The organism is Methylobacterium sp. A52T, from assembly GCF_053346095.1.
In genome coordinates, this window is record NZ_JBKFBI010000028.1 from 15,377 (window position 1) to 40,885 (window position 25,509).

General features: G+C 71.6%; 26 protein-coding genes. 14 read left to right on the forward strand and 12 right to left on the reverse strand.

Going from position 1 to position 25,509, the window contains the following annotated elements; genetic code table 11:
• Window positions 1-882, forward strand: coding sequence for a 3-hydroxybutyryl-CoA dehydrogenase (locus ACLBYE_RS09555; protein ID WP_026604743.1), 882 nt, complete (start codon window positions 1-3; stop codon window positions 880-882).
• A 45-nt stretch (window positions 883-927) separates the two neighbouring features.
• Here the strand turns inward: ACLBYE_RS09555 and ACLBYE_RS09560 are convergent, their stop codons facing one another.
• From ACLBYE_RS09560 to ACLBYE_RS09575, 4 genes are all read right to left on the reverse strand, one after another.
• Window positions 928-1,230, reverse strand: a complete 303-nt coding sequence (locus ACLBYE_RS09560; protein WP_020091847.1) for a hypothetical protein — start codon at window positions 1,228-1,230, stop codon at window positions 928-930.
• 113 nt (window positions 1,231-1,343) lie between these two features.
• On the reverse strand, window positions 1,344-2,357 hold the full coding sequence (locus ACLBYE_RS09565) for an NAD(P)H-quinone oxidoreductase (protein WP_447693969.1): 1,014 nt from the start codon (window positions 2,355-2,357) through the stop codon (window positions 1,344-1,346).
• A 125-nt stretch (window positions 2,358-2,482) separates the two neighbouring features.
• Window positions 2,483-3,724, reverse strand: coding sequence for an ABC transporter substrate-binding protein (locus ACLBYE_RS09570; protein ID WP_100251139.1), 1,242 nt, complete (start codon window positions 3,722-3,724; stop codon window positions 2,483-2,485).
• Window positions 3,725-3,843: 119 nt separating this feature from the next.
• Entirely contained in the window at window positions 3,844-4,470 is a 627-nt protein-coding gene (locus ACLBYE_RS09575; protein ID WP_447693970.1) for a DUF938 domain-containing protein, read from the reverse strand.
• A 247-nt stretch (window positions 4,471-4,717) separates the two neighbouring features.
• Between ACLBYE_RS09575 and kaiC the strand changes: the two genes are divergently transcribed.
• From kaiC to ACLBYE_RS09595, 4 genes are read left to right on the forward strand one after another with little or no spacing between them, the layout of a single operon-like run.
• Complete coding sequence (kaiC, locus tag ACLBYE_RS09580) at window positions 4,718-6,406, forward strand: circadian clock protein KaiC (RefSeq protein ID WP_447693971.1); 1,689 nt, start codon at window positions 4,718-4,720, stop codon at window positions 6,404-6,406.
• Window positions 6,403-6,744 carry a circadian clock KaiB family protein gene (locus ACLBYE_RS09585; RefSeq protein WP_331317765.1) on the forward strand — a complete coding sequence of 114 codons (342 nt, stop codon included), beginning with the start codon at window positions 6,403-6,405 and terminating at the stop codon, window positions 6,742-6,744. Before kaiC ends, ACLBYE_RS09585 begins: the two co-directional genes overlap by 4 nt.
• Window positions 6,741-7,058, forward strand: coding sequence for a circadian clock KaiB family protein (locus tag ACLBYE_RS09590; RefSeq protein ID WP_447693972.1), 318 nt, complete (start codon window positions 6,741-6,743; stop codon window positions 7,056-7,058). Before ACLBYE_RS09585 ends, ACLBYE_RS09590 begins: the two co-directional genes overlap by 4 nt.
• Window positions 7,058-8,815: an ATP-binding protein gene (locus ACLBYE_RS09595; protein WP_447693973.1), complete on the forward strand. Its 1,758-nt coding sequence runs from the start codon at window positions 7,058-7,060 to the stop codon at window positions 8,813-8,815. The genes ACLBYE_RS09590 and ACLBYE_RS09595 overlap by 1 nt, the downstream gene beginning before the upstream one ends.
• Before the next feature lie 9 nt (window positions 8,816-8,824).
• Here ACLBYE_RS09595 and upp read toward each other — a convergent pair whose 3' ends face one another.
• A complete protein-coding gene (gene upp, locus ACLBYE_RS09600) occupies window positions 8,825-9,460 on the reverse strand; it encodes a uracil phosphoribosyltransferase (protein WP_447693974.1) in 636 nt (211 codons plus the stop codon).
• Window positions 9,461-9,938: 478 nt separating this feature from the next.
• On the opposite strand from upp, the gene ACLBYE_RS09605 reads away from it, so the two are divergent.
• Complete coding sequence (locus ACLBYE_RS09605) at window positions 9,939-11,630, forward strand: methyl-accepting chemotaxis protein (protein ID WP_447693975.1); 1,692 nt, start codon at window positions 9,939-9,941, stop codon at window positions 11,628-11,630.
• Between the two features lie 62 nt (window positions 11,631-11,692).
• On the opposite strand, the gene ACLBYE_RS09610 is transcribed toward ACLBYE_RS09605, so the two are convergent.
• Both ACLBYE_RS09610 and ACLBYE_RS09615 read right to left on the reverse strand, forming a co-directional pair.
• Window positions 11,693-12,154 (reverse strand): DUF2852 domain-containing protein, encoded by a 462-nt coding sequence (locus ACLBYE_RS09610; protein WP_447693976.1) that lies wholly within the window; start codon window positions 12,152-12,154, stop codon window positions 11,693-11,695.
• A gap of 57 nt (window positions 12,155-12,211) precedes the next feature.
• Entirely contained in the window at window positions 12,212-12,889 is a 678-nt protein-coding gene (locus ACLBYE_RS09615; protein WP_447693977.1) for a TetR/AcrR family transcriptional regulator, read from the reverse strand.
• 221 nt (window positions 12,890-13,110) lie between these two features.
• Here ACLBYE_RS09615 and ACLBYE_RS09620 point away from each other — a divergent pair, with 221 nt between their 5' ends.
• From ACLBYE_RS09620 to ACLBYE_RS09630, 3 genes are all read left to right on the forward strand, one after another.
• Window positions 13,111-13,425: a hypothetical protein gene (locus tag ACLBYE_RS09620; protein WP_447693978.1), complete on the forward strand. Its 315-nt coding sequence runs from the start codon at window positions 13,111-13,113 to the stop codon at window positions 13,423-13,425.
• Between the two features lie 124 nt (window positions 13,426-13,549).
• The gene (locus tag ACLBYE_RS09625; RefSeq protein ID WP_447693979.1) at window positions 13,550-13,957 is read left to right on the forward strand and encodes a thioredoxin domain-containing protein; all 408 of its coding nucleotides are present in this window, start codon (window positions 13,550-13,552) and stop codon (window positions 13,955-13,957) included.
• Between the two features lie 149 nt (window positions 13,958-14,106).
• Window positions 14,107-15,234 carry a glycosyltransferase gene (locus ACLBYE_RS09630; RefSeq protein ID WP_447693980.1) on the forward strand — a complete coding sequence of 376 codons (1,128 nt, stop codon included), beginning with the start codon at window positions 14,107-14,109 and terminating at the stop codon, window positions 15,232-15,234.
• A gap of 5 nt (window positions 15,235-15,239) precedes the next feature.
• Here the strand turns inward: ACLBYE_RS09630 and ACLBYE_RS09635 are convergent, their stop codons facing one another.
• Together ACLBYE_RS09635 and ACLBYE_RS09640 are read right to left on the reverse strand one after the other, a co-directional pair.
• Complete coding sequence (locus tag ACLBYE_RS09635; protein WP_447693981.1) at window positions 15,240-16,181, reverse strand: helix-turn-helix domain-containing protein; 942 nt, start codon at window positions 16,179-16,181, stop codon at window positions 15,240-15,242.
• A gap of 121 nt (window positions 16,182-16,302) precedes the next feature.
• Window positions 16,303-17,082, reverse strand: a complete 780-nt coding sequence (locus ACLBYE_RS09640) for a zinc-ribbon domain-containing protein (RefSeq protein ID WP_447693996.1) — start codon at window positions 17,080-17,082, stop codon at window positions 16,303-16,305.
• Window positions 17,083-17,263: 181 nt separating this feature from the next.
• On the opposite strand from ACLBYE_RS09640, the gene ftsE reads away from it, so the two are divergent.
• From ftsE to ACLBYE_RS09655, 3 genes are all read left to right on the forward strand, one after another.
• Complete coding sequence (ftsE, locus tag ACLBYE_RS09645) at window positions 17,264-17,956, forward strand: cell division ATP-binding protein FtsE (protein WP_447693982.1); 693 nt, start codon at window positions 17,264-17,266, stop codon at window positions 17,954-17,956.
• The gene (locus ACLBYE_RS09650; RefSeq protein ID WP_447693983.1) at window positions 17,953-18,921 is read left to right on the forward strand and encodes a cell division protein FtsX; all 969 of its coding nucleotides are present in this window, start codon (window positions 17,953-17,955) and stop codon (window positions 18,919-18,921) included. The genes ftsE and ACLBYE_RS09650 overlap by 4 nt, the downstream gene beginning before the upstream one ends.
• 151 nt (window positions 18,922-19,072) lie before the next feature.
• On the forward strand, window positions 19,073-19,849 hold the full coding sequence (locus ACLBYE_RS09655; RefSeq protein WP_447693984.1) for a YdcF family protein: 777 nt from the start codon (window positions 19,073-19,075) through the stop codon (window positions 19,847-19,849).
• Between the two features lie 28 nt (window positions 19,850-19,877).
• On the opposite strand, the gene ACLBYE_RS09660 is transcribed toward ACLBYE_RS09655, so the two are convergent.
• From ACLBYE_RS09660 to ACLBYE_RS09670, 3 genes are all read right to left on the reverse strand, one after another.
• Window positions 19,878-20,204 (reverse strand): hypothetical protein, encoded by a 327-nt coding sequence (locus ACLBYE_RS09660; RefSeq protein ID WP_447693985.1) that lies wholly within the window; start codon window positions 20,202-20,204, stop codon window positions 19,878-19,880.
• Entirely contained in the window at window positions 20,204-20,671 is a 468-nt protein-coding gene (ptsN, locus tag ACLBYE_RS09665) for a PTS IIA-like nitrogen regulatory protein PtsN (protein ID WP_020093595.1), read from the reverse strand. Before ptsN ends, ACLBYE_RS09660 begins: the two co-directional genes overlap by 1 nt.
• Window positions 20,672-20,815: 144 nt before the next feature.
• A complete protein-coding gene (locus ACLBYE_RS09670) occupies window positions 20,816-21,409 on the reverse strand; it encodes a ribosome hibernation promotion factor (RefSeq protein ID WP_026605000.1) in 594 nt (197 codons plus the stop codon).
• A 167-nt stretch (window positions 21,410-21,576) separates the two neighbouring features.
• On the opposite strand from ACLBYE_RS09670, the gene ACLBYE_RS09675 reads away from it, so the two are divergent.
• Both ACLBYE_RS09675 and mdoH read left to right on the forward strand, forming a co-directional pair.
• The gene (locus ACLBYE_RS09675) at window positions 21,577-23,145 is read left to right on the forward strand and encodes a glucan biosynthesis protein D (protein WP_447693986.1); all 1,569 of its coding nucleotides are present in this window, start codon (window positions 21,577-21,579) and stop codon (window positions 23,143-23,145) included.
• A 52-nt stretch (window positions 23,146-23,197) separates the two neighbouring features.
• Window positions 23,198-25,357 carry a glucans biosynthesis glucosyltransferase MdoH gene (gene mdoH, locus ACLBYE_RS09680; RefSeq protein WP_447693987.1) on the forward strand — a complete coding sequence of 720 codons (2,160 nt, stop codon included), beginning with the start codon at window positions 23,198-23,200 and terminating at the stop codon, window positions 25,355-25,357.
• Window positions 25,358-25,509: the final 152 nt, after the last annotated feature.

The following is a 25,509-nucleotide window of genomic DNA, read 5'->3' on the forward strand; positions in this document are numbered from 1 at the left end:
ATGCATATGGAGATCAAGCGGGTCGGCATCGTCGGCGCGGGCCAGATGGGCAGCGGCATCGCGCAGGTCTGCGCCACCGCCGGCTTCGAGGTCCTGCTGAACGACCGCGATCCCGCCCGGCTCGAGAACGGGCTGTCGGTGATCGAGGGCAGCCTCGCGCGCCTCGTCTCGAAGGGCACGCTCACCGAGGGCGACAGCGGCGAGGCCCGCTCGCGCATCGTCCCCGCCCGCGACTTCGCCGCCCTCGGCCCGTGCGATCTCGTCATCGAGGCGGCGACCGAGAACGAGGCGACGAAGCGCGAGATCTTCACCACGCTGTGCGGGTCGCTGCGGCCCGAGACCCTGGTGGCGACCAACACGTCGTCGATCTCGATCACCCGGCTGGCGGCGGCGACCGACCGGCCGGAGAAGTTCATCGGCATCCACTTCATGAACCCGGTGCCGGTGATGCAGCTCGTCGAGCTGATCCGCGGCATCGCCACCGAGGACACGACCTACGAGTCGGCCAAGGCGTTCATCGCGAAGCTCGGCAAGACCTCGACGATGTCGGAGGATTTCCCGGCCTTCATCGTCAACCGGATCCTGCTGCCGATGATCAACGAGGCGATCTACACGCTCTACGAGGGCGTGGGATCGGTCGAGTCGATCGACACCGCCATGAAGCTCGGCGCGAACCACCCGATGGGCCCGCTGCAGCTCGCTGATTTCATCGGCCTCGATACCTGCCTGTCGGTCATGCAGGTTCTCTACGAGGGCCTCGCCGATTCGAAGTACCGGCCCTGCCCGCTCCTCGTGAAGTACGTCGAGGCCGGCTGGCTCGGCCGGAAGGCCAAGCGCGGCTTCTACGACTACCGCGGCCCGACGCCGATCCCGACCCGCTGAGAGGGTCGGCCGCGGGACGGTCGAGGCCGTCCCGCGCGCGACGCCTTACTTCGGCGCGCCGTTCGCGCCCGGCTGGGCCGGCTGCGGATAGGACGGGTTGCCGCCCGGAACCGCGGTGCTGTTCGACGGCGACGAGCCGCCGGACTGACCGTTGACCGAGCCCGTCACCTCCTTGCGCGACGCGTCCTGGCTCTGGCTGGCGTAGTCCTTCGGCGAGTTGGCACCGTTCCACGTGAGCAGGCCCACGGTGGCGATCGCCAGCAGGACGAGGCTCGCCACCAAGACCCAGAGCACCGGCTTGCCGCGCTCGCCCTGACGGCTCTCGTTGGGGTTCAGTCTCTCGGCCATGTGCAAAACCTTCCTCGGCGGGACGCCACACGCCGGAACGGGCGCTGTGCGACACGATCTCGTTACCGGCCGCCAACGCGGGGCCGCCGAGGCAGGTTCCTGACGGGGCCGGCTCAGCGGCCGGTCGTCAGCAGGATCTTGCCGAGATGGGCGCTCGATTCCATCAGCTCGTGCGCCGCCCGCGCCTCTTCGAGCGGGAACGTGGCGTGGGTGACGGACCGGATGCGTCCGGCCTCGAGTTCGGGCCAGATGTCCCGGCGGAGACCGTCGGCGATCGCGGCCTTGTCGCCCTTCCCGCGCGGCCGGAGCGTCGAGCCGGTGAAGGTCAGGCGGTTGCGCATGATCGGCGTGATGTTCAGCCCGTCGACCTTGTAGCCGCCCATCAGCGCGATCATCACCAGCCGCCCGTTCGGTGCCAGCGACTTGAGGTTCCGGGCGAGGTAGCTGGCGCCGATCATGTCGAGGATGACGTCGACGCCGCGCCCGTCGGTGAGGCGCTTCAGTTCCTCGGCGAAGTCGGCCTGCTTGTAGTCGATCGCGGCATCCGCCCCGAGATCCTCGCAGAACCGGCACTTCTCGGCGGAGCCGGCCGTCGCGAAGACCCGGGCGCCGACATGCTTGGCGATCTGGATCGCCGTAGCGCCGATGCCGCTCGACCCGCCGTGGACGAGGAAGCTCTCGCCGCGCGTCAGGCGGCCGCGCTGGACCACGTTGGAGTAGACCGTGAAGAAGGTCTCCGGCAGACCGCCGGCATCGATCAGCGAGACGGCCTTCGGTCGCGGCAGGCAGTGGGCCGCCTCGGCCACGGCGTACTCGGCGTAGCCGCCGCTGATCACCAGAGCGCAGACCTCGTCGCCGGCCGACAGGCCCTCGACTCCGCTGCCGAGCGCGACCACGCGGCCGGCGACTTCGAGGCCCGGAATCTCGGTGGCGCCGGGCGGCGGCGGGTACACCCCGGACCGCTGCGCGACGTCGGGCCGGTTCACGCCGGCCGCCACCACCTCGATCAGGACCTGGCCGGGCCCCGGGCTCGGCACGGGCGCGTTCTCCAGGCTGATCACCTCCGGTCCGCCGGAACCCGCGTAGCGGATCTGGCGCATGGTCCCGGGCAGGTCGGTGGTGGCCATCAGCGATTGTCCTCAGCGCGCACGTCGTCTCGGCCGCGCTCACGGTGTCGCGGCCCGGCTCTACTTGCGGCAACGGGCGCGCTTGGCAAGCCGCGGGCGCGCCCGTCGCCGGTCGGGAGAACCGCCTAGCGGGCCGCCGCCTTCACGGCCGCCGGGAGGACGATCGCACCCTGCGCGAGGCTCTTCGGCCAGACCGCGACCTGCTTGCCGTCCTGCCACTGCGCCATCAGGCCGGTGACGAAGCCCGGCCCGTACTTGATCGAGTGGGTGAACGGGTCGTCCTTGCCGTAGAACTGCGTGCGCCCGACGGTGCCGACCCAGTCGGTCTTCTCCAGGGCGTCGACCAGCTTGTCGGCCTCCGTGGTGCCGGCCCGCTTCACCGCGTCGGCGGCGTAGTAGACCTGATCGTAGGCCATGTACCCGGCGTAGGACGGGTCGCTGCCGAAGCGCTTCTTGAACGCGGCGCTGAAGGCGAGCGACTTGTCGGTGATCGCCGCGCCCGGCACCGCGATGCTCTGGAAGATCACGCCCTGGGTCGCGCCGTTGGTGTTCGACCAGAAGGTCGAGGAGGTCGCCTGCGAGTTCATGCCGGTCATGGCGAGCGGCACCTTCTGGTTCTGCCACTGCACGGTCGGCTGCACGCCGACATGCGAGATGCCGGTGACGATCAGGTCGGGCTTGGCCGCCTCGATCTTGTTGTAGATCGGCGTGAAGTCGCCCGTGTCCGGCGAGAAGCGGATGTGGTCGACGACCTTCACGCCGATCTCGGGGAGGCACTTCTCGTACCCGACGTCGAGCGGCCGGGTCCAGGCCGCGTCCTCGCTCATGATCGCGGCGGTCTTCACCTTCATCAGGTCGATCAGCATGTCCTTGGTGGAATCGCAGATGGACTGGGCGAGCGCCGCCGAGGTCAGGTAGCCGTGGAAGGTGTACTTGTTGCGCGCGTAGTCCTTGTGGACCGCGGCGCTGATCTCGTTCGAGGCCGCGCCGGGCGTGATCATCGGCGTCTTGAGCCGAGCCGCCCAGGGCATCAGCGCCAGCACGACCTCCGAGATGTAGCTGGCGATGACGAGGTTGACCTTGTCCTCGGAGACCGCCCGCTGGAAGGCGCGGACCGCGTCGGAGGCGGAGGACTTGTCGTCGTAGGTGACGACCTGGATCTGGCGCCCGTCGACGCCGCCCTGGGCGTTGATCTCGTCGGCGGCGAGCTGGACGGCCTGCGGGATCGAGGCCCCGACCACGGACTGCGCCTCGGCGATCACCCCGATCCTGATGGGATCCGCGGCCCGCGCCTGCGTCGATCCCAACAATCCGGCCACTGCGAGCAGGGCCAGGGCCCGGCTCGAAACGCTGCGTTCCATCGGCATGGGCTTCCTCCTGCGGCCCGTGCGGCTTTTGCCGCCGCATCGGGTCCAGGACAGGATTGTGCATCACGCGGATGCTTGAATACAGTGTGCAGATGCGGAAAGCCGTGACAGACGGGCGCTCACCTGTCCGCGCGGCCGAAGATCAGGCTCAGATTGTTGGCGGGCATCGCCTCGCGCCGGACCAGGCTGAGCCCGTGCCGGGCCGCTTCCGCCGCGACGGCGTCGAGGTCCCGCACGCCCCAGGCCGGATCCCGCGCGCGCAAGGAGGCGTCGAAGGCGGCGTTGCTCTCCGCGAACGGCCGGTCCGCCTCGCGGAACGGCCCGTACAGGAACAGGACGCCGCCCGCGCTCAGGACGCGGTCGGCGCCGGCCATCAAGCCCTCGGTGGCGGCCCAGGGTGCGATGTGGATCATGTTGATGCACACGATCCCGTCGACCCGCGCAACGGGCCACGCCGCGGCGGCGGCGTCGAGCGCGAGCGGCGGCCGGATGTTGGCGAGCCCGGCCCGGAGCGCGTGCGCGGCGATGCTGCGCCGGGCGGCGGGTTCGGGATCGCTCGGCAGCCAGTCCAGGCCCGGCAGGGCGGCGGCGACGTGGACCGCGTGCTCACCGGAGCCGCTGGCGATCTCCAGAACGGTGCCGCTGTCGGGCAGGATCTCGCGGAGCACGGCCAGGATCGCGTCGCGGTTGCGCGCGACGGCCGGCGCCGTCAAGGCGTCGTTCACGTCGACGTCCCAGCCGAGCATGGAGGCCCTCCATCGGTCTGCGCACTCCGTCGACGGGATGGCGGCCGGACGCGTCAAGCACCCATATTGCGCGGGCGGACCCGTTGCCATACCGCATTCCACCGGTGTTCTGCCCGTTCGACGCGCTGTTCGCGCCAGTCTCCGTGTCTCTCGCGGCGCGAACCGTCCCGACCGGCCCGGCAGGGTCGAGAGCGCCGCCGCACTTCCGGACTTGCCGTCCTCCGAGACGTCCAGGGATTCGCCCATCGTGCCCGACCCGCAAGCCGCCCCGACACTACCCAAGGTCGCGACCGGCATCACCGGTTTCGACGACCTGACCCATGGCGGTCTGCCGGCCGGGCGGCCGACGCTCATCTGCGGCGCCGCGGGCTGCGGCAAGACGCTGTTCGCCACGACCTTCCTGGTCAACGGCGCGACGCTCTACGGCGAGCCGGGCGTGTTCATGAGCTTCGAGGAGCACGCCGAGGATCTGGCGGCGAACGTCGCGTCGCTCGGCTACGACCTCGACGGTCTCGTCGCCGCCGGCCATCTCGCCATCGACCACGTGCGCGTGGAGCGGAGCGAGATCGAGGAGACCGGCGAGTACGACCTCGAAGGACTGTTCATCCGCCTCGGCTTCGCGGTGGACTCGATCGGGGCCAAGCGCGTCGTCCTCGACACGATCGAGACGTTGTTCGCGGGCTTCACCGATCCGACACTGCTCCGCGCCGAGCTGCGCCGCCTGTTCGGCTGGATCAAGGATCGCGGCCTCACCGCGATCATCACGGGCGAGCGCGGCGAGGGGCCGCTCACCCGCCAGGGCCTGGAGGAGTACGTCTCCGACTGCGTGGTGCTGCTCGACAACCGCGTCGAGGACCAGATCACGACGCGGCGGCTGCGCGTCGTCAAGTATCGAGGCTCCGCCCACGGCACCAACGAGTACCCATTCCTGATCGATCACGCGGGGATCAGCGTCCTGCCGGTGACCTCGGCGGATCTCGTCTACGCGGTGCCCGACGGCATCCTCTCGACCGGGATCGCAGGGCTCGACGCCATGCTGGGACCGCGGGGCTTCCATCGCGGCTCCGGGATCCTGATCTCCGGGGAGGCCGGGACCGGGAAGAGCATGCTCGCCGCCTCGATCCTCGACGCGGCCTGCCGGCGCGGCGAGCGCTGCATGGCCTTCGTGTTCGAGGAGAGCGGGGCCCAGATCATCCGCAACGCGCGCTCGATCGGGCTCGACCTCGCCGCGCACGTGGCGAGCGGTCGCCTCCGCTTCGAGGCCGCGCGGCCGAGCCTGTTCGGCCTGGAGACGCATCTCGCGCGGATGCACCGCGACCTCGACCAGTTCCGGCCGGACGTTGTGGTGATCGACCCGATCTCGGCTCTGCGCGGGCCGGCGGGCGAGCTGCAGGCGACGCTCCTGCGCATGATCGACCTGATCAAGGTCCGCGGCATCACGGCGATCTTCACGACCCTCCGCGGCGACGGGTCCCTGGTCGAGGACAACGATCTCGGCGTGTCCTCCCTGATGGATGCCTGGATCAAGCTCCAGAACATGGAGGCGAACGGCGAGCGGACGCGGACCCTCTACGTCATCAAGGCGCGGGGTATGAGCCACTCCAACCAGATCCGCGAATTTCTGATGTCGTCGGGCGGGATCCAGTTGGTGGATGCCTATATTGGTCCTTCAGGTGTTCTCACCGGCACCGCGCGCCTGGTCCAGGAGGCGCAGGAGCGGGCCGCGGCGCAGCAGCACCGGGACGCGACCGAGCGCCGGCTCCGCGACATGGCGCGCCGGCGCTCCGCCCTGGAGCGCCAGATCGAGGAGCTCAGGGCCGGTCTCGAGGCGGCCGTGGACGAGGAGGAGAGCCTGCGTGCCGAGGAGTCGGCGCGGGGCGTCACGCTCGCGGCGGAGCAGCAGGCGTTGATCGCACGACGGAGTGCCGCGGAATGAGCGATGCGACATCGGACGACCCGGCACCCGAGACGGATCCCGACCGCGATTCCGGCCACTATCACCTGCGCCTCTACGTCGCCGGACAGACGGCCAAGTCTCTCGCCGCCCTCACCAACCTGAAGCGGTTCTGCGAGGAGCACCTGGCCGGCCACTACGACATCGAGGTCATCGACCTCATGAAGAACCCGCAGCTCGCTGCCGGCGATCAGATCCTCGCGATCCCGACCCTCGTGCGCCGCCTGCCGTCGCCGCTCAAGCGGATCATCGGCGACCTGTCGAACACCGAGAAGGTTCTGGTCGGCCTCGACATCCGTCCCAAGGCCGACCGGCCTTGAGCGCGGCCGCCTCGTCTCCGACGGACGCGCAGCACGTCCGGTTGCGGCTGTTCGTGGCCGGAACCGCGCCGCGCTCGCTGCGCGCGGTCGAAGTCCTGCGCCGAATCTGCGAGGCGCACCTGCCGGGCGGCTACGAGTTGGAGATCGTCGACATCTATCAGCAGCCCGACCTGGCCGAGCGCGACGGGATCCTCGCCGCACCCACACTCCTGAGACTGGCACCTGCGCCGGAACGGCGCCTCTCGGGCGACCTCTCGGACGAGGGCCGCGTGCTGCGCAGTCTCGAGATCGCGTCCGCCGCGGAGCCGCTCTGATGGGTGTGGACGCTCTGCTGCCCGGCGACGAGCCCGGGCTCGACGCCTATCGCGCCCATATCCGCGAGCTCGAGGCGCGGCTGGAGGAGAGCGAGGAGACTCTCGCGGCCATCCGCCGGGGCGATTTCGACGCCGTCGTGGTGGAGGGGCCGAACCACGAGCGCCTCGTCTACACGCTCGAGAACGCGGACCTGCCCTACCGGGCGCTGATCGAGCAGATGCAGGAAGGCGCGTTCACGTTGGCGCTGGACGGGACGCTGCTCTACTGCAACCGGCGGCTGGCCGAGATGCTCGGCGAGCCGCAGGAGCGCCTCACCGGCCGCGCGCTCCGGAATTTCGTCCACGCGGATGTCGACCTCGGGCGCCTGATCCGGCAAGCGATGGACGTGCCCGTCCGCGAGGAGATCGCGCTGCGCGCGGCGGCGGGATCGGAGAGCGCGACCTTCCTGTCGCTCAGCCGCTTCGCCTGCCAGGGCGATCAGCCGCTCCTCTGCGGGATCCTGACCGACCTGACCGAGCAGCGACGCAACATGCTGGCGCTGGCGGAGGCCCATGCCAGGCTCCAGTCCGAGAGCGCCGAGCGCGAGCGCGTGGAGGAGGCGCTGCGTCAGTCGCAGAAGCTCGAAGCGGTGGGGCAGCTGACCGGCGGCGTCGCCCACGACTTCAACAACCTGCTGACGGTGATCAAGTCCTCCACCGACCTGCTCAAGCGGCCGGACCTGCCGGAGGAGCGCCGTCGCCGTTACGTCGAGGCGATCTCCGACACCGTCGACCGCGCCGCCAAGCTGACCGGCCAGCTCCTCGCCTTCGCGCGCCGCCAGGCCCTGCGGCCCGAGGTTTTCGAGGTGGGCGCCTCGCTGCGGGCCGTGGCGGAGATGCTGGATTCGGTCACCGGCGCGCGCATCAGCGTTCTGGCCGAGATCCCCGGCACACCCTGCTACATCCGCGCCGACCTCAGCCAGTTCGAGACCGCGCTGATCAACATGGCGGTGAACGCCCGCGACGCGATGGGCGGTGAGGGCACCCTCACCCTGAAGCTGTCCGGCGACCGGCCCATGCCGGCGATCCGCGGTCACGCGGGGTCGCGCAGCACCTTCGCGGCGGTGTCGCTGTCCGACACCGGCATCGGCATCCCGGCCGACGTGCTGCCGCGCATCTTCGAGCCATTCTTCACCACCAAGGACATCGGCAAGGGCACCGGGCTCGGGCTGTCCCAGGTCTTCGGCTTCGCCAAGCAGTCCGGGGGTGACGTCGACGTGTCGAGCAGCCCGGGCCACGGCACGACCTTCACGCTCTACCTGCCGCAGGCGGAGCACGCGCCGGACATCTCCGTCGCGCCGCGGAGCGAGGAGAACGGGCTCGACGGTGCCAGCCTCTGCGTGCTGGTGGTCGAGGACAACATCGAGGTCGGCCGCTTCGCCACGCAGATCCTGGAGGATCTCGGGCACAAAACCGTCTGGGCGACCAACGCCGAGGAGGCGCTCGTCGAGATCGAGAGGATCCCCTTCCGCTTCGACGCCGTCTTCTCCGACGTCGTGATGCCCGGCATGGGCGGCATCGCGCTGGCCCGCGAGCTGCAGCGGCGCCTGCCCGACCTGCCGGTGGTCCTCACCTCCGGCTACAGCCACGTGCTGGCGCAGGAGGGCGTCCACGGCTTCGACCTGATCCAGAAGCCCTACTCGGTGGATCAGCTCTCGCAGACCCTCCGCAAGGTCGTCGGAAAGGGCCGCGCCGGAGCCCGGCGGCGCCGGCGCTGAGGCCGGCTCCTAGCAGGTGCCGTACATCCGGTCGCCGGCGTCGCCGAGGCCCGGGACGATGTAGCCGTGGTCGTTCAGGTGGCTGTCGATCGACGCGGTCCAGACCGGCACGTCCGGATGGGCGGCCTGGAACTTGGCGAGGCCCTCCGGCGCCGCCAGCAGGCAGACGAAGCGGAGGTCGGAGGCGCCCCGGGCCTTGAGGCGGTCCAGGGCCGCGATCGCCGAGTTGGCGGTCGCCAGCATCGGATCCAGCACCAGCACCGTCCGGTCGGCCAGATCGGACGGCGCCTTGAAGTAGTACTCCACGGCTTCCAGCGTCTCGGGATCCCGGTAGAGCCCGATATGCGCGACGCGGGCCGACGGGACCAGCGACAGCATGCCGTCGAGAAAGCCCACTCCGGCGCGGAGGATCGGGGCGAGCACCAGCTTCTTGCCCTGGATCTGCTGCCCCTGCATCGGCTGTAGGGGCGTCTCGATGGTGACGGGCTCCAGCGGGAGGTCCCGGGTCACCTCGTAGGCCAGCAGCATCCCGATCTCGTTGAGGATCTGCCGGAAGCCTTTGGTCGAGCGGTTCTTGTCCCGCAGATGGGTCAGCTTGTGCTGAACCAGCGGGTGATCGACCACGGTGACCCGAGCCGTCGACATGCCCCGAACCCTCCCCTTGCGGTTGAGGAGCAATGCCGGAGCGAGGGCCGGGGCGCAACTCGTCCCGCCGGTCCCGGCGGACGGCCCGGTCGACGGAGTTGCACGAGGACTCGGGCAGGCGTCGCGGTGGGGCGCGGGATCCTCTCGGAAGGATGGAGACTCGGTCGCCGCGGACCGTCGCGTGCGGGCGCGGCACGAGCGTCACTTGTCTCGTCGCGGTCAACGCTTTCGTCTGGATAACTGAGATTTTCGACCGAACCGGATACGCGAAGCTGCGCGACGGTTGCCCCTTATCTGAGCGGATAATATGATTATATCAAGTAAGTTATCAAATAGCTCAGTATTTTTATAAGAAAAAGCCATTCGACGAGGTCTTGAAGGCCCGATTTGCGCGAGATCCCGAAGCGGCTAGATGCAGTCACCTGCATCGGACTGCCCGATGCGACCGTCCCGCACTTGGATCTGGCCGAGGATCGTCATGCGCGCATCCATTCCGCTCAAAGCAATCCTGGCCCTTCTCTTCGCGGGACTTGCCCTGATCTCCGCGGCGCAAGGCGGTCTGTCCCTCCGTCAGCTGGCCGGGATCGGGCAGGCCGCAACGGCGCTGGCCAGGGACTGGGTGCCCTCCCTCGAGAAGGTCGGCGCGATCGAAGTGGCGGCCTCCGAAGTGCGCATCAAGCAGTACCGGCTCATCCTGCTGTCGGATACGCCGGAGCACCGGGACGCCCATGAGGCCGCCCTGGCGGACACGCACGCGCGGCTGCGCGACGCGCGCCGGGCTTACGAACCGCTGATCACCACCGCCGAGGAGCGGCGGCACTACGACGCGTTCGACGCGTCCTGGACCCGATTCGCGGAGGTGGAGCGGGACGTGCGGCGCCTTGTGGAGGCGGGGCGGCGGACGGAGGCGACCGCGCTGCTGATCCGGCCCGACGTCGTGGCGCTGTACGACGGCGCCCGGGCGGCCCTGGCCCGTCTGGCGGACCACGACGAGACGGCGGCCCAGCAGGACGCGGACGCGGCGATGACCCGGGTCGAGACCGCCTCCGCCGCGGCCGTCGCCAGCATCGGCCTCGCGCTGGTGTCGGCCCTGGCGGCGGCGATCTTCGGCCTCCTCTATATCTCGCGGCCGATCGCCGCGATGACCGCCGCGATGACCCGGCTGGCGCGGGGTGAGGCCGGCACCGAGATCCCGTTCCGGCACCGCCGCGACGAGATCGGCGCCATGGCGGCGGCCGTGCAGGTGTTCAAGGACAACCTGATCCGCACCCGGCAGCTTGAGGCCGAGGCCGAGGCGGCGCGGCAGGACGCGGAGCGTCAGCGCGGCCTCGCGATGCGGCAGGTCGCCGACCGGTTCGCCGACGCCGTCGGCGGGATCGTCGCGCAGGTCTCGACCGCGGCGGCATCGTTGCAGGCCACGGCCCGCGGCATGACGGAGACCGCGGCCGAGACCGCGGGGCAGTCGACCACCGTCGCGGCCGCGGCCGAGGAGGCGGCCAGCAACGTCGGCACCGTGGCGGCGGCGGCCGAGGAGCTCGGCGCCTCCGTGCAGGAGATCGGCCGGCAGGTCGACGGCTCGGCCAACCTCGCGCGGGCGGCGGTCGCGGAGGCCGACCGGACCGGCGCGCTGGTCCGGGACCTGAGCGAGGCCGTGGCGCGGATCGGCGACGTGGTCGGGCTGATCTCGACCATCGCGGGCCAGACCAACCTGCTGGCGCTCAACGCCACGATCGAGGCTGCCCGCGCCGGGGAGGCCGGGCGCGGCTTCGCGGTGGTGGCCACGGAGGTGAAGGCGCTTGCCGAGCAGACCGCCCGGGCCACGGAGGAGATCGCGGACCAGATCGGGCGGGTGCAGGCCTCGACCGGCCAGGCCGTCGCGGCGATCGGGACGATCACGGCCCGGATCCGGGACATCGACGGCGTGGCGACCACGATCGCGGCGGCGGTGGAGCAGCAGGGCGCGGCGACCCACGAGATCGTCCGCAACGTCGGTCAGGCCGCGGCCGGCACCGGCGAGGTGACCCGCAGCATCGTCAGCGTCGCGGGGGCCGTCGAGAAGACCGGTCAGGCCGCCGGGCGAGTTCTGGCCGAGGCGTCGCGGCTCTCGGAGCAGTCCGAGCACCTGAACGCCGAGGTGGCGCGGTTCCTCGATCGCGTCCGCGCGGCCTGAGACGGCACGCGGCGTTCAGGGGGTGCGTCCGGGCCATTGGGCCCGGACGCCGCGTCGATGGGTCAGACCGCGCGGCCGCCACCCTCGGCCCGGCGCTTGGCCATGAACGCGTCGAACTGCTCGCGGTCCCGGGCGCGCTTCAGCTCCTCCACGAAGTCCGAGAAGGCGCGGCTCTCTTCCTCGAGGGCGCGGCGCTGCGCCTCGAGGCGGTCGAGCTCGGCCCGGCGGTACTCGTCGAAGGCGGCGTTCCCGCTGCCGCCGCGGCGGTTCGCGGCCTCGAAGGCGCGGGCGAAGCGCGACGCGGGGCGCCCGCCCTCGAACCCCGACACCGTCCGGCGCGCGGCGTCCCGCAGCTCGGCGAAGGCCGGGTAGCCCGCGAATTTCCAGGCCACGAGCGCGAGGCCGACCGGCCACCAGTAGATGAAACCCACCACGATCGCGCCGATCTCCAGCGACCGACGCGGGAACGGGCCGGACCGGCAGAGCCTGCCGGTCGCCCAGGGAGAGGAGGATTGAGAGGTCACGGCTGTGCTCCGCTGCTCATGTGAACGCGGTTAACATGCGGGTCCGGCGTGGGCCTTTCAAGGCCGCCCACCGCCGCCGTCGCGCGCGCCGGGGCGCCCCGCCCCGTGGACCAGGGCGAGGACTCCGGCCCGCAGCAGCTCGTACTTGTCGGGGAAGCCGGGGCCGCGCGGCAGATGGCCGGCGGCCGAGAGGGTGGCGAGACCGTGCGCGAGGGCCCAGACCTCCAGCGCGATGAAGCGGGGCGCCACGCCCCCGAACCCGTCCGCGAAGGTCGCCTGCAGCGCTTCCACGAGCAGGTCGAAGGGACTCGGCCGCGCCTCCGCGCCGGGGGCGCCGGGCGGCGCGCCGGGATCGGCCCCGCCGGCGGGTGCGCCGCGGGTCTCGAAGATCGCCGCGTAGTAGGCCGGCTCCTCCTCGGCGAAGGCGAGATAGGTCTCACCCATCCGGGTGAACCGCTCCAGCGGCGTCCCGCGCGACGTCAGGGCCCGCGCCAGACGCGCGGCGAGCTCCGCGAAGCCGCGCCCGGCCAGTTCCTCCAGGAGCGCCTCGCGGCCGCGGAAATGGCGGTACAGGGCGGCCGGCGTCACGCCGACGAGCCGCGCGGCGTCGACCAGGGTGAAGCCGCCGATCCCGCGCTCGGCGATGAACCGGCGCGCGGCCTCCAGCAGGGCCTCCTTCAGGTTGCCGTGATGGTAGCTCCTCCGGTCGTCCGGTCCGTCCCGCCAGGGTCGCAAGATCTCACATCCTTCGCGCGCCTATTACACCACACCGGACCTCTACGCTCCTGTCGAGTCCGAAGACCAACGAAGTCCGCTTTTCCGAGGTCGGCCTCTACATGACCGGTGAACACGACGGTTGTTTCAGGCGCATGGGGCGACGCTTGACCGCCCCCGGAAAACTGTAACAGTGTTACACATCCCACGGGGCTTTCACGGCAGGACAACGAGCATCGCGCATGGCTTTCGTGAGCCTCAAGGCGTGGCGGGCCCGCTCGGCGGAGCGCGCCGCGATCGCGGCGCGCCTGAAGCAGGATCTGCGGACGGCCCTCGGCCTCGGCGAGGCCGACACGCTGGCGGTCAACGAGATCGCCTGCGCCGATCCGGGCTGCCCCGACATGGAGACGATCGTGCTGGTGATGCGCGCCGGCGCGCCCACGCGCGCCCTGAAGATCCGGCGCCCGATCGACGCGGTGGATCCCGACGACATCGCGGCGCTCGTCGCCGAAGACCGGTCGTCGGATCCGCCACCGTCCGGCGTCTCGACAATGTGATCCGGCTCGAGGGCTTTCGGTCCGCGGGGCGCACAGGTCACAGGGACGGGACCGGGCGCGCGACGTAGCATCCCGCCAACAGCAGCGCCCCAGCGCCGACGGGGTCGCGGGAGGATCGCACGCCATGAAGAGCCGCCGTCACGTCCTCGCGCTCGTCGGCCTCGCCCTCGCCGGCCCGGCCCTGCTCGGGGTCCCGACCACGGCCTTGGCGGGCGAGACCCGGCCGTTCTCGGACGCGGCGTTCGAGGCCGCGCAGAAGGGCGGGAAGCCGGTGCTGATCGCGGTCAGCGCCCCGTGGTGCCCGATCTGCCGGACGCAGAAGCCGATCCTCGCGAAGCTCGCGGCCGAGCCGCGCTTCAAGGATCTCCAGATCTTCGACATTGACTTCGACAGCCAGAAGGACCTCCTGCGCCGCCTGAACGTGCGGATGCAGAGCACGCTGATCGCCTACAAGGGCGCGACCGAGGTCGGCCGCTCGGTCGGTGAGACCCAGCCGGAATGGATCGAGGGCCTCGTCGAGAAGACCCTCTGACCGGCCGCGCGTCGCTGGGTCTCCCCGGTCCGGTCCCGTTCAGGGAAGCTCCTGCATAAGCCCGATCCGGACCCGCGCGACGGGTCCGGCGGAGATGATCACCGGTGTCGAGCCCCCCATTGTCAGACGCTCCGGGTCCCGATGCGATCGTGGCCGTGCCCGTGCGCAACGAGGAGGAGCGGATCGCCGCGTGCCTGCGGGCGATCGACGCTCAAGAGGGTGCCGGGTCGGGGCGCGTCGGGCTCGTGCTGTTCCTGAACAACTGCACGGACGGCACCGAGGCCCTCGTCGCCGCGCTGGTGCCGACGCTGTCGATCCCGGTCCGGGTGTCCGTCGAGAACTTCTCCGGCGCCCATGCCGGATGGGCCCGGCGCCGGGCCATGGACGCCGCCGCCGCGTGGCTGGGTGATGCGGGGAATGCGGGGATCATCCTGTCGACCGACGCCGACAGCCGGGTCCCGCCCGACTGGGTGGCGCGCAACCGCGCGGCGATCGAGGCCGGCGCCGACGCCGTCGCCGGCCGGGTCGAGCTCGACGCGGCGGAGGCGGCGCTGCTGCCGCCCTCGCTCCCTGCCCGCGGCCGGCTGGAGGATACCTACGACGCCCTGATCACCGAAGCCGAGGCGCGGATCGATCCCGATCCGAACGATCCCTGGCCCTGCCACCGGACCACGATCGGCGCGACCCTCGCGGTGACCCGCAGCGCCTACCTCGCCGTCGGCGGCATGCCCGAGATCCCGCTCGGGGAGGACGGCGCCTTCATCGCCCGGTTGCTGGAGCACGGGCTGCGGGTCCGTCACGCCACCGACGTCTGCGTGACGATCTCGGCCCGCCTGGCCGGGCGCGCGCCGGGCGGCGTCGCCGACACGATCCGCTCCCGCTGCGAGGAGCCCGACGCGCTCTGCGATGCCCGGATGGAGACCTTCCCGCGCGCCGTGCGGCGCTACCTCTGGCGGCGGCGATTCCGCCAGATGCACGGGCGCGGGGCGCTCGCGCGGAGCGACGGCTGGGCGCGGGCGATCGGCGTCGCCCCGCCGGAGGCGCGGCGCATCGCGTCCCTCCCTCTCGGTCAGGCCATCGCGGAGGCGGAGCGCGCCAGTCCGCGCCTCGCCTACCGCCCGATCGGCCCGCGCCAGCTGCCCGGGCAGATCCGGATCGCGCGGGTCGGCGTGGTCGCGATCCGCCTCGGCCTGGGGCTCATCGGCGTGGCGCAGCGAATCGCGGGCGCGGTCGCGCCCGGGCGGACGGTCTCCGACCCGCGCGGCAGCCGCATCTAAACTCGTCAGGGACGGCGTTCCAGCACGTCCCGAGGCGCCACGCCGAACCGCCGGCGGAAAGCGCGGCTGAAGGTGGCCGCGTCGGTGAAGCCGCAACTCGTCATCACCGACCCGATCCGGGTGCCGCCGCGGAGCCGCCTGTACGCCCGGTCGAGCCGGGCGTCGCGGATCTTCGCCGCCACGCCCTCATCGCCGGTGAAGGCCGCGTAGAGGCGGCTTCGCGAGACCCGCAGCGCCGCCGGCAGCGATTCCGGCCCGAAGGCGGGATCGTGCAGACGGCGCTCGATATGGGCGAGGGCCAGGGCCCGTACGGCGTCCCCGGACAGGTCGTCGCCGGCCGTCTCGCCTTGGCGGTCGGCCAGGGCGCGCAGCAGGTGCAGGACGCCCTCGAGGGCGATGCCGGCTTCCGCCTCAGACATGCCGCCGACCGTCTCGGAGAACGAGCGCAGATAAGTCGCGAACAGGCCGCTGAGCGGCGTCGCGCGGAGACCGCGCCCGGCGAAGGCTTGCACGCTGCCGACCTGACTCACGAAGGCGGCGCGCGGCACCTGGAGGCGGATCTCCTCGTAGGAATCGCGGCTGCCGATCGCGAAGGGCTGGTCCATGGCATGGACGGCGATGTCGCCCGCTCCCAGCACGGCGCCGCTGTTGCCCTGCTCGATGTAGCCGCTGCCCTGGACGAGGAGCACGATCGCGATGTCGTCGCGCCCGTCCCGGCGCACGTGCTGCGCCGTGCGCTCGACCCCGATCGGTTTGCTCAAGGTGTGCAGGATCGCGCCGTGACGGGTGATCGCGAGCCGGCGACCTGCCGCGAACGGGATGTCGGGTGCCAGCGGCGTCGCGTCGACGCGCGCCAGCGCTGTGCTGCGCCAGTAATCGAAGGCGCGCTTCTGATCGACCGAGTCGGTCGTCTCGACGACGATGGGAACGGTTTCGCGAACACTCAAGGCACGGCGATCCCATGCGCCGACGTCGGCTGACGCTCACGCCCGCAACGGGAACGCCGTCGGAAGGTTGCCGATCCGCTCGCGGGGCGCAACCTGAGCTAATTACCGGCGCGGACCCGCCTCACCGATCCGCCGCCGCCACCCGGGGGTCGGAGCGGGTCGCGGACGCGTCGGCGAAACGCAGCACCACCGCGCGCCCAGCGGCCGGCGGCGACGGCAGGCTCGCGCGGAATCGCGCGGTCTCGGTCGCGGCGAGGACCGTCCGGGGCGGCGCGACCGTGAAGGTCTTGATCGTCCGACCGCCGGCATCGCGGATTTCGACGCTCAGCGGCGCGACGGGCGCGTCCGAGCGCGCGACGCCGACGAGGTCGCCCTCGACGACGAGTTCCGCGGGACTGTCGTCCTCGGCCGGGTTGTTGAAGGCGACGACGTCGCGGATCTCGATCCCCCGCACGTTCACCGGCAGGCCGACGCGCGCGAACAGGGAGGCGGTCTGCGGGACGGCCCGGACCACGCTGGTCCGGGCGAGGCAGACGAGCGGGATCGCCGCCAGGAGCGTCAGGCCGAGAGCCAGCGACGGTGTCAGACCCGGGATCGCGCGGCGCGCCTTCCCGGCGGCCTTTCCGGGGGCGGTCTTGCGCTTGGCGGACCACCGGGATTCGGGCGCCGGAACGTCGGTGGCATTCCGCACCGAGGCGGTCGCCTCCTCCCAGGCCGCGTCCGCGAGGGGATCGGTCTCGGCCTGCGCGGCGAGCTCCGCCTCGTGGCCGGCGAGGACGTCGGCGGGCGAGATGAACCACGTCTCGCGGCAGGCGGCACAGCGGACCGAACGGCCCTCCATGCCGACCTTGCTGGCGTCGATGCGATATTCGCTCGCGCAGCTCGGGCAGGCGATCAGCATCCGCGCCATACTCGCATCGATCGGCCGCGACCGGGCCGGACTGTGAATTGCTTGAAGAAGTGTGCCCGAACAGGGTTAAGGGGCCGTGAAATCCCCGAGGCCTTGAAAACGCCCGCCGCTCCGGCGATTCCCGAGGGACGGACAGACGACATACGGCACGGCTTTGAACCTACAGGCGAGCATGAAGAGCCTGCTGCCCGGCGCGGAGCGGCCGGTGGTGCAGTTCGAGAATGTCGGCATGCGCTACGGCCTCGGGCCGGAGGTGCTGTCCGACGTGAGCTTCCGCATCGCGCCGCGCTCCTTCCAGTTCCTGACCGGCCCGTCCGGCGCCGGAAAGACGACGCTGCTGCGCCTGATCCTGCTGTCGGTGCGGCCGACCCGCGGGCTCGTCTCGATCTTCGGCGAGGAGGTGAGCGACATCTCCGCGAAGGCGCTGACCGGGCTCCGGCGCCGGATGGGCGTGGTGTTCCAGGATTTCCGGCTCCTCGACCACCTGACCACCTACGAGAACGTCGCCCTGCCCCTGCGCGTCCAGGGCCGGGCCGAGGCCAGCTACCGGGCCGAGGTGGTGGAACTGCTGCGCTGGGTCGGCCTGGGCGAGCGCATGCACGCCCTCCCCCCGCTGCTCTCGGGCGGCGAGAAGCAGCGCGCGGCCATCGCCCGCGCGCTGATCGCGCGGCCCGACCTGCTGCTCGCGGACGAGCCGACGGGCAACGTCGATCCGGGCCTCGGGCGGCGGCTGCTGCGCCTGTTCCTGGAGCTGAACAAGCTCGGGACCTCGGTCATCATCGCCACCCACGATTTCGGCATCATGGACGCCGTCGATGCCCGCCGGATGGTCCTGGGCGAAGGCCGGCTGCGGGTCGAGGAATGAGCACTCAGGCGATGCCGCGGACGAAGCCCGGTGGATCGGCCGTGCCGCCCGACCCGACGATGCCGGCCAACCTGCGCCGCAACGCGCCTCTGGTGCCCACCGACACGGCGGCGGGGCGCTCCCTCGCGGCGGTCATCGCGATCCTCACCTTCCTCGCCGGCCTCTGCGCGGGCGCGGCCGAGATGGTCGCGACCAACGCCGCCCAGTGGCAGGGCGACGTGGCGCGGGAGGTCACGATCCAGGTCCGGCCCGGTCCCGGCCGCGACGTCGACGCCGACGTCGCCCGCGCCGACGGCATCGCCAAGGCCGAACCCGGGATCGCGGAGACGCAGGTGTTCAGCAAGGCCGAGGCGGAGCGCCTGCTCGAGCCCTGGCTCGGGACCGGGCTCGACCTGTCCGACCTGCCGGTGCCGCGGCTGATCGCCCTCAAATTCTCCAGCGGCCAGGCGGCCGACCTGAAGCGGCTGCGGTCACGCCTCGTCGAGGCGCTGCCGGGCGTCGCCAGCCTCGACGACCACGCCCTCTGGCTGCAGCGGCTCTCGACTGCCGCCAACGCCTTCGTGGGAATCGGGATCGGGCTCGTGCTGCTCGTCCTGATCGCCACCGGCCTCGCGGTGACCTTCGCGACACGCGGCGCCATGGCGAGCAACCGCGAGGTTGTGGAGGTGCTGCATTTCGTGGGCGCCGACGACGACTACATCGCCCGCGCGTTCCAGCGGCGGTTCTTCGGCCTGGGCCTGCGCGGCGGCGCGATCGGCGCCGGTCTGGCCCTCGTGGCCTTCGTGATCGCCGGTCTCCTGGCCCGGGCCGCGCGCTCCGGCCCGGCCGGTCAGGAGGTCGAGGCGCTGTTCGGCGCGTTCCATATCGGCCTGCGCGGCTACGCCAGTGTGATCCTGATCGGCGTGATCGCGTCCCTGGTCACGGGCGTCGTCTCGCGCGTGACCGTGCGGCGCTTCCTGGCCTGACCTCTGCTGCGTCACGAAGACGTGGAAATAGGGGGTCTTCCGAGCGCGTTTACTATCTGGAAACTTTATCGTTGCGGTGTGGAAACAGCCGACCGCGCCGGCCTCCGAGCCGCCGCAATCGGCGCCGATTCTCCGGAGGATGACCACGCGTATGCTGCGCGCATCGGATCCGCCCTCGACCGACGCCGTCGGCTGGGCCTGGCACGAGTGGGATCTCCCGCGCCGCGCCGCCGCGCGCCCGCGCGATCGGCGGCGGATCGCGCTCTGGACCTGCGGCCTCGGCGCCGGGCTCGGGATGCTGGCCCTGTTCGCGGGCTTCCTGGTATTCGTCGGCGCGCTCGCCCGCCAGGAGCGGACGCCGACCGACCGGGCGGACGGGATCGTCGCGCTGACCGGCGGCGCCCAGCGGATCGGCGACGCGATCGACCTGCTCGCGGGCGGCTACGGGCGGCGCCTGCTCATCACCGGGGTCAACGAGCGGACCAGCCGCGACGAGATCGCCCGGCTGAACCCGACCCAGCGCGCCCTGATCGCCTGCTGCGTGGACCTCGACTACCGGGCGCGCAACACGATCGGGAACGCCATCGAGACGCGCCGCTGGATGCGCGCGCACCGGTTCAGCACCGTCGCGGTCGTGACCTCGAATTACCACATGCCGCGGACGCTGGTCGAACTCGACCACGCCCTCCAGGACAGCGACCGCGTCCTGCCGCATCCGGTCGTGAGCGAAGCCTTCGATGCCGATCGCTGGTGGCAGAACCCGCCAGCCGCGCGCCTCCTGGCCTCCGAATACATGAAGTTCCTGGTCAGCTGGGTCCGCACGCGCTTCGAGGCCGATCCCGAACGATCCCGCGCGGCGATCCTGATCGGGCGCGGCAAGCCGGTGAAGATGGTGGCCGAGCCGCTCATGCTCCGCGGCGTGGATTGAGGGCGCGGCGCGCGCGCCACCCCCGCCCCTACAGCCCCTTGCAGCGGGCCTTGATCGCGGCCGAGAACTCGCGGTCCGACCCCTGGACTTGGGCGAGGCGCTCGCCGCGCTCCGAGCCGGACAGGCAGCGGCCGTAGACGCTCGCCACGCGGCGCATCGTCTCCACGTGCCGCCGCCAGACGCGGCAGTTCTTGGCGTCGTCCCCGTCGGCCTGCTCCAGCTGCTCGAGGGCCTGACGCTGCATCGACTGCGCCACCAGGACGTCGCGCGCGCAGGTGGTCTCGCCCTGGGCGGCGGCGCCGGAGATGCCGGCCGCGAGGGTCAGGACGGCGGCCGTTCGGAAGCTCTGGATCATCACGCGGCCTGCGGTGCCGTCGAGCGCGTCAGGAGCGCGTAGAGCGCGCCGGCGTCCCGGGCGGCGCGGATATGCGCGAGCATGCCCGGCTCGCGCAGGATGCGGGCAACCTGCGCCAGGGCCTTCAGGTGATCGGCGCCGGCGCCCTCGGGCGCGAGCAGCAGGAAGGCGATGTCCACGGGCTGGCCGTCGAGCGCCTCGAAGTCCACCGGCCGGTCGAAGCGCGCGAACAGCCCGAAGAGACGGTCGAGACCGGGCAGCTTGCCGTGCGGGATCGCCACGCCGTCGCCGATGCCGGTCGAACCGAGCCGCTCGCGCTGCAGCAGCGTGTCGAAGACGGGGCGCTCACCGAGGGCGGGCAGGCGCCGCGCCGCCTGCGCGGCGAGGTCCTGCAGCACCTGCTTCTTGGCGCGGGCGCGCAGGGCCGGCACGACCGAGTCGGGGTCGAGGAATTCCAGAACTGGCATCGAACGACCGTTGCCCCGTCGCCCGTTCGCGAGGAAGCGGGCCTCGTCGCGGGGGCATCGACGACCGTTCCGGCCGCGCCCCCACCAGATTCAATAAGCGGGGAAACCAGCCGGTTCCGGCTCCGTTCCTCCCGACCCGCGGCGTCACTCGGTGGCGTTCGGCGGGTCCACCCAGCCGATCGCTCCGTCGCTCCGCCGATATACGACGTTGACGCGGCCGGTGCCAGCGTGGACGAACACAACCACTGGGGATCCCGTCATGTCGAGGGCCGTCACCGCCTCGCCGATGGTGCGGCGCTGGAGGGTCTTGGTGCTCTCGGCGACGATCGGCGGGTGGGCGTCGCCCTCGGCGGCGTCGTCCTCCTCCACCTCCGGGGCGGCGAACACCGCGTAGGCGGCCTCGACCGCCGCGTCGTCGCCCGGGCCGGTCGCGTGCTGCTTCAGCTTGTGCTTGTAGCGCCGCAGACGGGTCTCCAGGCGCTCGGCGGTCTGCTCGAAGCTCGACCGCGCGTCGTGCGCGAAGCCGTTGGCCTCGATCGTCAGGCCGGAGACGAGGTGCAGGACGCAATCCGTTCGGAAGGCTGTGCCGTCGCGCCGGAGCGTGACGTGGCCGTTGCAGGAATCGTGCATGTGCGAGTCGAGATACTTCGCCTGGATCGCCGACATCCGTTCCTCGACGCGGCCGCGCAGACTCTCGCCGAGATCCACGCCGTGGCCAGTCACTCGCAACGATCCCATGCTGCCTCCCCCGTTCTGATGCAGTCGGCCGAATTAGAGAGCCGGCTCGGGTTAAGTCAACGGAGCCCCTTGCGGTTCAAGCGCTTGCTTAACGCTGGGTTCAGCCGGCCTGTCCGTATACACGGGGCCTCCGGCACCTTGCCTTGCGACGTGAGACGACCGCCTGCATGACGATCGACCCCGGATTCTCCGCCACCGCGACACGCCGCGCCGTCCTGGGAGGCGCGCTCGGCGCTGCCGCGGGCCTGCTCCCGGCGGCCGCGCGGGCGGCCGATCCGGAGAAGGCCCCGGTCCTGCCGGGCGCCGGCGAGGCGTTCGCGGCGGGCACGCTGACCGACCTCGCCCGCGCCCGGGCCGCCGCCCCCTACGTCGCCCCGAAGACCGGCGACGTGCCGGCGGTCCTCAAGAACCTCTCCCGCGAAGCCTACGAGGCCATCCGCCCCGCGGAGGGCCGCGCGGTCTGGGCCGACCGGAATGCCGGCTACGTCCTGGAGCCGCTGCTGCGCGGCTCGATCTTCGAGACGCCGGTGTCGCTGTTCGTCGTGGAGAACGGCGTCGTGCAGCCGGTCGGGTACGACAAGTCCGCCATCGCGGCGCCGGGCCTCGACCTGCCCGACCTGACCGCCGACACCGCCTTCTCGGGCTTCCGCCTGCGCGCCCGGTTCGACGGCGCCGACGGATTGTCGAACTTCGCCCTCTTCCAGGGCGCCTCGTTCTTCCGACTCGTCGCCGAGGGCCAGGATTTCGGCATCAACGCCCGGGCGCTCGCCCTGCGGCCGGCGGATTCCCGCGGCGAGGAATTCCCGCTGTTCCGGGCCCTGTTCGTCGAGGCGCCGCGCGCGGGCCAGCCGGTGGTGGTCCACGCCCTCGCGGAATCGGAATCGGCGACCGCGGCGTTCACGATCACGCTGACGCCGGGCCGCGACGTCTCCACGGCGCAGATCGACGGGACGGTCTTCGCCCGCGCCGAGCTCGACCATATCGGGCTCGGCGGCATGCAGGGCAGCTACCTGTTCGGACCCCTCGACCGGAACCGCGTGGACGACCTGCGCGCCGCGGCCTTCTCGGTGGAGGGCCTGGCGATCCACAACGGCTACGGCGAGCCGATCTGGCGCCCGGTTCACAATCCCGAGGCGCTGCAGGTCTCGGCCTTCGTGGATCGCGGGCCCAAGGGCTTCGGCCTCATGCAGCGCGCCCGCGCCTACGACGATTTCGAGGACGACCGGCGACACTGGGAGCAGCGACCGTCCCTCTGGCTGGAGCCCCTCGACGACTGGAACGAGGGCGCGGTCACGCTGCTGGAGATCCCGAGCGATTCCGAGCTGAACGAGAACGTCTTCGCCTACTGGCGGCCCAAGGCGAAGCTCGCGAAGGGCGCGGAGATGCGCTTCCAGTGCCGGCAGCACTGGTCCAAGGGCTGGCCGGACCCGCTGCCGCCGGAGATCGCCCGGGTGCGCGACAGCCGCTGCGGCCACGGCAGCACGGGCAACCGCCGGCTCTTCGCGGTCGATTTCGAGGGCGACGCGCTGTTCCAGCCCGGCGACATCGACGTCGACCTCGGCGCCTCGGCCGGGACGATCACGCGTCAGGAACGGTTTCGGTACCCCGATCGTAGGACGCTGCGGATCCTGTTCGAGCTCGATCCGGGGAGCGAGCGGGCGAGCGAGCTGCGTCTCGCGCTCCGGCGCGGCCAGGCCCGGGCCAGCGAGACCTGGCTGTTTCGCTGGACACCCTGAACCCCGACCCGACTGCTGAGGAACGGCCTCCCCCGTGCGACCGGACGAGACCATGATGTTGCCGCCAGCGACGGATTCCGGTGCCGGGCGCGAGACCGCGACCGACGGCGGCCGTTATCTGCCGCCCGAGGCCCCCCTGTCGATGCCAGTCCAGGATCTGGCGCGCTGGGATCCGGGGCTCGGGCACCGGCCGGAGCGCCGGGTCCGGACGCCCTGGCCTGAGCGGATCCTGGTGTTCGGCGGCGCCCTGGCGCTCACGGCCTTCGGCGGCTGGCAGATGGTCGAGACCGTGTCGGTCTCCGGCAGCCCGACCGCCCTCCAGCTCGTGTTGGTCGTCCTGTTCTGCCTGACCTTCTCGTGGATCGCCCTGGCCTTCACCAGCGCGGTGCTCGGCTTCGCGACGCTGCTGCGCCGGCCCCGGCCGGCGCCGAACCCGGCCGCGCTGCGCACGCGGACCGCGGTCCTGATGCCCGTCTACAACGAGGCGACGGCCCGCACCTTCGCGGGCATCGAGGCCATGCGCGAGGCGGTCGAGGCGACCGGGCTGGGCGATCATTTCGACTGGTTCGTCCTGTCGGACTCCACCCAGCCCGATGCTTGGATCGCCGAGGAGCGGGCCTATCTCGACCTGCGCGACCGGCTCGGCCCCGAGGCCCGGCTCTACTACCGGCACCGGCCGAAGAACCATCACCGCAAGGCCGGGAACATCGGCGACTTCGTCACCCGCTGGGGCGGGCGCTACGACCACATGCTCGTGCTGGACGCCGACAGCCTGATGAGCGGATCGGCAGTCGTGGCGCTCGCGGCCGCCATGGAGGCGGACCCGGACGCCGGGATCATCCAGACGCTGCCGCTGATCATCAACCGCAACACCCTGTTCGCCCGGCTCCAGCAATTCGCGGCCCGGATCTACGGCCCGGTGATCGCCGCCGGCCTCGCCGCGTGGTCGGGCCGGGACGGCAACTACTGGGGTCACAACGCGATCATCCGGACCCGCGCCTTCGCGGATTCCTGCGGCCTGCCGGATCTGCCCGGGAAGCCGCCTTTCGGCGGACACATCCTGTCCCACGATTTCGTCGAGGCGGCCCTGATCCGCCGGGCGGGCTGGGCGGTGTACATGCTCCATCGCCTGCCAGGCTCGTACGAGGAGAGCCCGCCCTCGCTGATCGACGTGGCGGTGCGCGACCGGCGCTGGGCCCAGGGCAATCTCCAGCACGCGCGGGTGATCGGAGCCGCCGGCCTGCATCCCGCGACGCGGCAGCACTTCGCCACCGGCATCGCCGGCTACCTCGCCTCACCGCTGTGGCTGCTGCAGCTGGTGGTCGGCATCCTGCTGGTGCTGCAGACGGCCACGGAGCGGCCGGACTATTTCGGCGGTGCCGGCTTCTCGCCGGTCTTCCCGCGCTTCGATCCGGTCCGCGCGCTCCAGCTATTCGGCCTCACCATGGCGGTGCTGCTGGCGCCCAAGTTCCTCGGCCTGATCCTGGCGCTGCTGGACGGCCCGGTGCGGCGCGCCTGCGGGGGCGCCGGACGGCTCGTCCTGTCGAGCCTCGTCGAGATCCTGCTGTCCGCCCTGGTGGCCCCGGTGGCGATGGTGATCCAGTCGGGCTCCGTGATGGGCATCCTGCTCGGACGGGACACGGGATGGAACCCGCAGCGGCGGGACGACGGCTCGATCCCGCTGCGCGACATCGTCGTGCGTCACCGCTGGCACACGCTGCTGGGGCTGGTGGCGGGCGTCGCGGCCTTCGCGATCGCCACCTCGCTGTTCCTCTGGATGAGCCCGACGATCCTGGGTCTCGTTCTGGCGATCCCGATCTCGTGGGCGAGCGGCCAGCTCGGACTCGGCCTGGCGCTCAAGCGGCGCCTGCTCCTCGCCACGCCGGAAGAGGCCGCACCGCCGGAGATCGCGGTCCGCGCCGCGTCCCTCGCGGCTCGCAACGCGGAGCGCGGGTTCGACGAGGCGGATGCCCTCGCGGCCCTCCACGCCGATCCCGACCTCGCGCGTGACCACACTCGGATGCTGCCCCTCGGACAGCGGCGGCCCCGGGGCGCGATCGATCCGGACCAGACCCTGGCCACCGCCAAGATCTGCGAGGCCGAGACCGTGGCGGAGGCGCAGGCGTGGCTCTCGCCGAAGGAGCGGATGGCGCTCCTGCACGACCGGGCCCTGGTCGACCGTCTGGTCCGCCTCGACGGACGCGAACGGTGATCGCGGTCCGTCCGCCCGCGGAGTGACGGGTCGCGGCGCGCGCCAGGGATCGCTCAGCGCCGCTCGCGGAGACGTGTCGGTGTGCCCCGATCGTGAGGTCCACCGGGGCCGCGAGCCGGACCGAGCCGTGAGAAGTGATTAACCATTCGGGA

Excerpts from the sequence above, each read along its gene's own strand:
- ACLBYE_RS09660 (WP_447693985.1), bottom strand. The coding sequence starts at position 20,204 with ATGATCCAGAGCTTCCGAACGGCCGCCGTCCTGACCCTCGCGGCCGGC.
- ACLBYE_RS09595 (WP_447693973.1), top strand. The coding sequence starts at position 7,058 with ATGGGTGTGGACGCTCTGCTGCCCGGCGACGAGCCCGGGCTCGACGCC.
- ACLBYE_RS09675 (WP_447693986.1), top strand. The coding sequence starts at position 21,577 with ATGACGATCGACCCCGGATTCTCCGCCACCGCGACACGCCGCGCCGTC.
- ACLBYE_RS09620 (WP_447693978.1), top strand. The coding sequence starts at position 13,111 with ATGGCTTTCGTGAGCCTCAAGGCGTGGCGGGCCCGCTCGGCGGAGCGC.
- ACLBYE_RS09650 (WP_447693983.1), top strand. The coding sequence starts at position 17,953 with ATGAGCACTCAGGCGATGCCGCGGACGAAGCCCGGTGGATCGGCCGTG.
- ACLBYE_RS09625 (WP_447693979.1), top strand. The coding sequence starts at position 13,550 with ATGAAGAGCCGCCGTCACGTCCTCGCGCTCGTCGGCCTCGCCCTCGCC.
- ACLBYE_RS09575 (WP_447693970.1), bottom strand. The coding sequence starts at position 4,470 with ATGCTCGGCTGGGACGTCGACGTGAACGACGCCTTGACGGCGCCGGCC.
- ACLBYE_RS09555 (WP_026604743.1), top strand. The coding sequence starts at position 1 with ATGCATATGGAGATCAAGCGGGTCGGCATCGTCGGCGCGGGCCAGATG.
- ACLBYE_RS09605 (WP_447693975.1), top strand. The coding sequence starts at position 9,939 with ATGCGCGCATCCATTCCGCTCAAAGCAATCCTGGCCCTTCTCTTCGCG.
- ACLBYE_RS09570 (WP_100251139.1), bottom strand. The coding sequence starts at position 3,724 with ATGCCGATGGAACGCAGCGTTTCGAGCCGGGCCCTGGCCCTGCTCGCA.
- ptsN (WP_020093595.1), bottom strand. The coding sequence starts at position 20,671 with ATGCCAGTTCTGGAATTCCTCGACCCCGACTCGGTCGTGCCGGCCCTG.
- ACLBYE_RS09560 (WP_020091847.1), bottom strand. The coding sequence starts at position 1,230 with ATGGCCGAGAGACTGAACCCCAACGAGAGCCGTCAGGGCGAGCGCGGC.
- ACLBYE_RS09655 (WP_447693984.1), top strand. The coding sequence starts at position 19,073 with ATGCTGCGCGCATCGGATCCGCCCTCGACCGACGCCGTCGGCTGGGCC.
- ACLBYE_RS09670 (WP_026605000.1), bottom strand. The coding sequence starts at position 21,409 with ATGGGATCGTTGCGAGTGACTGGCCACGGCGTGGATCTCGGCGAGAGT.
- mdoH (WP_447693987.1), top strand. The coding sequence starts at position 23,198 with ATGATGTTGCCGCCAGCGACGGATTCCGGTGCCGGGCGCGAGACCGCG.
- upp (WP_447693974.1), bottom strand. The coding sequence starts at position 9,460 with ATGTCGACGGCTCGGGTCACCGTGGTCGATCACCCGCTGGTTCAGCAC.
- ftsE (WP_447693982.1), top strand. The coding sequence starts at position 17,264 with ATGAAGAGCCTGCTGCCCGGCGCGGAGCGGCCGGTGGTGCAGTTCGAG.
- ACLBYE_RS09565 (WP_447693969.1), bottom strand. The coding sequence starts at position 2,357 with ATGGCCACCACCGACCTGCCCGGGACCATGCGCCAGATCCGCTACGCG.
- ACLBYE_RS09585 (WP_331317765.1), top strand. The coding sequence starts at position 6,403 with ATGAGCGATGCGACATCGGACGACCCGGCACCCGAGACGGATCCCGAC.
- ACLBYE_RS09640 (WP_447693996.1), bottom strand. The coding sequence starts at position 17,082 with ATGCTGATCGCCTGCCCGAGCTGCGCGAGCGAATATCGCATCGACGCC.